Here is a 4,028-nt window from a genome sequence, read left to right on the forward strand (position 1 = left end):
CATTCCTCCAGCACGGCGGCGGCCGTGTCCAGGCCGAAGTCCTCAAAGGCAGGGACTTGTTTCGTTAGGGTCTCCAGACCGGCGAGGTGCTGGATGTTGAAGAGCATGTCCTTGATGGGGGCGCGGTAACTCATTGGTTACTCCTGAAAGAGGCAAAAAGGGCGCCGCGACAGACGAAGTCGGGGCGCCCGGAGTGCGGTGGCGCGTGGATTTACAGCGCGGCGACGAGTTCCGGCACGGCCGTGAACAGGTCAGCTTCCAGGCCGTAGTCGGCCACCGAGAAGATCGGTGCTTCCGGGTCCTTGTTGATCGCGACGATGRCCTTGGAGTYCTKCATGCCGGCCMGRTGCTGGATGGCGCCCGAGATGCCGCAAGCCACGTAGAGCTGGGGGGCGACGATCTTTCCGGTCTGGCCCACCTGCCAGTCGTTGGGCGCGTAGCCCGCGTCAACGGCGGCGCGCGAAGCGCCGAGGGCCGCGCCGAGCTTGTCAGCCAGCGGGGTCAGCACTTCCATGAACTTGTCGTTCGAGCCCAGCGCGCGGCCACCTGACACGATGATCTTGGCGGCGGTCAGCTCGGGGCGGTCGCTCTTGGTCACCTCACGGCCGACAAAGCTGCTCTTGCCGCTGTCGGCGGCGGCGGCCACGGTTTCGACGGCAGCCGAACCACCGGATGCAGCGGCCGGGTCGAAGCCCGTCGTGCGAACGGTCAGCACCTTGGTCGCATCGCTGCTCTGCACGGTGGCGATGGCGTTACCGGCGTAGATCGGGCGCTCGAAGGTGTCGGCACTGATGACCTTGGTCACGTCGCTCAGCTGAGCCACGTCCAGCAGCGCGGCAACGCGGGGTGCGACGTTCTTGCCCGCAGCGGTGGCGGGGAACAGCAGGTGGCTGTAGCCAGACGCCAGCGCGATGACTTGCGCGGCGACGTTCTCGGCCAGGCCTTCGGCCAGCGCGGCAGAGTCGGCGTGCAGCACCTTGGTGACGCCGGCGATCTGGGCGGCAGCGGCGGCGGCGGCGGCGGCGTTGTGGCCGGCCACCAGCACATGCACTTCGCCGCCCGTGGCAGCGGCAGCAGTGACGGTGTTCAGCGTGGCGCCCTTGATGTGGGCGTTGTCGTGTTCTGCAATGACGAGTGCGGTCATCTCAAAGTCTCCAAATCGGGGGCGAGCGGTCAGATGACCTTGGCTTCGTTCTTCAGCTTGGCGACGAGAGCGGCCACATCGGCCACCTTCACGCCAGCGCCGCGCTTGGGCGGCTCGCTGACCTTCAGCGTCTTGATGCGCGGCGTCACGTCCACGCCCAGGTCGGCAGGCTTGACGATGTCGAGCTGCTTCTTCTTGGCCTTCATGATGTTGGGTAGCGTCACGTAACGCGGCTCGTTCAGGCGCAAGTCGGTCGTGATGACGGCCGGCAGGCTCAGGGACACGGTCTCGAGGCCGCCGTCCACTTCACGAGTGACGGACACCTTGTCGCCGGCCACTTCCACCTTGGAGGCGAACGTGCCCTGCGGCATGCCCGTCAGCGCGGCCAGCATCTGGCCGGTCTGGTTGCAATCGTCATCGATGGCCTGCTTGCCGAGGATGACCAGGCTCGGGCCTTCCTTGTCGACCAGCGCCTTCAGCAGCTTGGCGACGGCCAGTGGCTGCAGTTCGAGATCTGCAGGTGTCTCCACCAGGATGGCGCGGTCGGCACCGATGGCCATGGCAGTGCGCAGGGTCTCCTGGCATTGCGTGACACCGCAGGACACGGCGATCACCTCGGTGATGACGCCCTTCTCCTTCAGGCGCACGGCCTCTTCGACGGCGATCTCGTCGAAGGGATTCATCGACATCTTCACATTGGCAATGTCGACGCCCGTGCCGTCGCTCTTGACGCGCACCTTGACGTTGTAGTCGACGACGCGTTTGACAGGAACCAAGACCTTCATCGAAAACTCCAGCTCGAATTGACGTAAACGTTAACCAGATTCTACGGGCGCTCTTCGGGAGAGCTGCGCTTAAAAAAGCACGATCGTTCGATTCTAGCCAGACGCCGGACGGCGCTGGGGGAACTCTTTTTGGGGAGGCCTCTCGAATCGCGAAGCTAGACTGCTCGCGCCCATGCAGATCGATCCCTCCCCGAGCCGAGAAATCGGCATCTTCGACTCCGGTGTCGGCGGCTTCACGGTATTGCACGAACTGCGCCAGCTGCTGCCCGGTGTGCGCCTGCGCTACCTCGCCGATACGGCCTATGCCCCTTACGGTGCTCGCACGCCCGAAGACATCCAACAGCGCAGCTTGGTCATCGCCGAACATCTGATCGCCAGCGGCGCCGAGCTCATCGTCGTTGCCTGCAACACGGCCACGGCGCACGCCATCGAGGCGCTGCGCGCGCGTTGGCCCACCCTTCCCTTCGTGGGCACCGAGCCAGGCATCAAACCCGCGGTTGCGGCGACGCGCAATGGCCGGATCGGCCTGCTGGCCACGCCGGCCACGGCAACAAGCGCTCGGCTGCTTGCGCTGGTCGAGCGGCACGCCGGTGCGCACGAAGTCGTCGTGCAGGGCTGCCCCGGCGTCGTCGACCGCATCGAAGCTGGTGACCTCGCCAGCGCTGAGCTACGCGCCCTCGTCGAGCACTACTGCGCGCCGCTGCGCGCTGCCGGCGTGGACACGGCGCTGCTGGGGTGCACGCACTATCCGCTGATCGAGCCGCTGTGGCAGGCGGCGCTCGGTACATCCGTCAAATTGCTACGCATCGAGACCGCCGTCGCGCGACGTGCGGCCGATCTCTGGGGAGCCAGCACGGGAGAGCCGTCCCTCGCCGTCGAAACGAGTGGGAACCCCGCGGCGCTGCGCGCGTGGCTCGCGCAGGTGCTGGGCTGGAAAGACATAGCCGTGCAGGCGTGGCAGCCGGAAAGCAAAAACGGCCAGCACGCGCTGACCGTTTGAAGGCTTGGTGCCCGGGACGGGACTCGAACCCGTACTTCCGTTTCCAGAAGGCGGATTTTAAGTCCGCTGCGTCTATTACAAGTAGTTGATTTTATTAGAGAATTCTATGAGACCGCGCAAACTGTGAAAGGATTTGTGCAAGTTCTCAGCGCCAAGAATCGCTCCTGCGACCTTGTGACGCGGACGAACCATGATCGATGGAACACCGACTTCTTCATGAAGGCAGGACGTGCGCCCGCGCATGGAGCACGCTGCGCGTCCTAGCCGCCAACCGGGATTGAGGAGTCTGCAGGCGTTCGCAGGTACCTGTACCTACATCTGAAGTTCGGCCCTGGAATCAAGTCTAAGGGAACCCCATCCCCCTCGACCACACCCTCTACCTCTGCCCCGATCTTTGGGAACACATCCTCGACGCAAATTTCTAGCATCGGAAGGGCAATACTCTTGCCAAAAAGCTTTACCTGTCCGCCATTTTGATGGAAAACCAATTGGTGAGCGACTTCCGGATTTAGCAGGATTATTTTTATATTTTCGCCTCCCGAATCTGCCGTCATAACGGTGCTCGGGGTCGACGTCAGATCGCTTGCGACGAAGATCTTTTCTCCCCGCATAATTCGAGCCACGTCGCAAACAACATTCCATTCCTCACGGTCAATCTTTTGGCCTATCTCAACATCAACTGGCAAATCAAGAAAACCAGCAATTGTTGCGACACTCCTGATATAACGTATTGTTTCCGCACTAGCCAAAATTGACTCATGATCTAAGCCATCTTCTGAAATACCGCGCATTAGCAATTCGCCTTTGAACTCGACCGCAAAATTGACTTGCCATCCTGCTAGCGCACATTCAAACAGCTTCTCCAGCTTGCTTAAGTAAGGCACTCTCCGTACATCTGTCCCGTTCCAAGCCTCGAAGATTGTGATGAACGATACATGCGCCGTGGTCCCTTGCCCAAACGGTGCCCTTAGCTCCATCTCAAATAGGCCATCAAAGGTCTTGCCTCCGACCGAAAAGCTCTTCTCACCACCAAACATATGACCTTGGATATCGTCCAGAGTGACAACCTCGTTGTCCTCAGGATTGATCAGGGTCATCT

The 4,028-nt window shown here is 61.8% G+C and carries 5 protein-coding genes; 1 reads left to right on the forward strand and 4 read right to left on the reverse strand.

Annotation, left to right across the window (positions count from 1 at the left end; all coding sequences use genetic code 11):
* From ACXJKR_RS26365 to ACXJKR_RS26375, 3 genes are all read right to left on the reverse strand, one after another.
* On the reverse strand, window positions 1–134 hold a 134-nt coding region (locus ACXJKR_RS26365), incomplete at its 3' end, for an acyl-CoA dehydrogenase N-terminal domain-containing protein (RefSeq protein WP_457325334.1).
* A gap of 77 nt (window positions 135–211) precedes the next feature.
* Window positions 212–1,144, reverse strand: a complete 933-nt coding sequence (locus tag ACXJKR_RS26370; RefSeq protein WP_457325330.1) for an electron transfer flavoprotein subunit alpha/FixB family protein — start codon at window positions 1,142–1,144, stop codon at window positions 212–214.
* Between the two features lie 29 nt (window positions 1,145–1,173).
* Window positions 1,174–1,929 (reverse strand): electron transfer flavoprotein subunit beta/FixA family protein, encoded by a 756-nt coding sequence (locus ACXJKR_RS26375; RefSeq protein WP_457325331.1) that lies wholly within the window; start codon window positions 1,927–1,929, stop codon window positions 1,174–1,176.
* Window positions 1,930–2,101: 172 nt separating this feature from the next.
* Between ACXJKR_RS26375 and murI the strand changes: the two genes are divergently transcribed.
* Entirely contained in the window at window positions 2,102–2,929 is an 828-nt protein-coding gene (gene murI / locus ACXJKR_RS26380; protein ID WP_457325332.1) for a glutamate racemase, read from the forward strand.
* Window positions 2,930–3,189: 260 nt separating this feature from the next.
* Here murI and ACXJKR_RS26385 read toward each other — a convergent pair.
* On the reverse strand, window positions 3,190–4,028 hold an 839-nt coding region (locus tag ACXJKR_RS26385), incomplete at its 5' end, for a hypothetical protein (RefSeq protein WP_457325333.1).

This window comes from Roseateles sp. P5_E11 (assembly GCF_054049355.1).

Excerpts from the sequence above, each read along its gene's own strand:
- ACXJKR_RS26375 (WP_457325331.1), bottom strand. The coding sequence starts at position 1,929 with ATGAAGGTCTTGGTTCCTGTCAAACGCGTCGTCGACTACAACGTCAAG.
- murI (WP_457325332.1), top strand. The coding sequence starts at position 2,102 with ATGCAGATCGATCCCTCCCCGAGCCGAGAAATCGGCATCTTCGACTCC.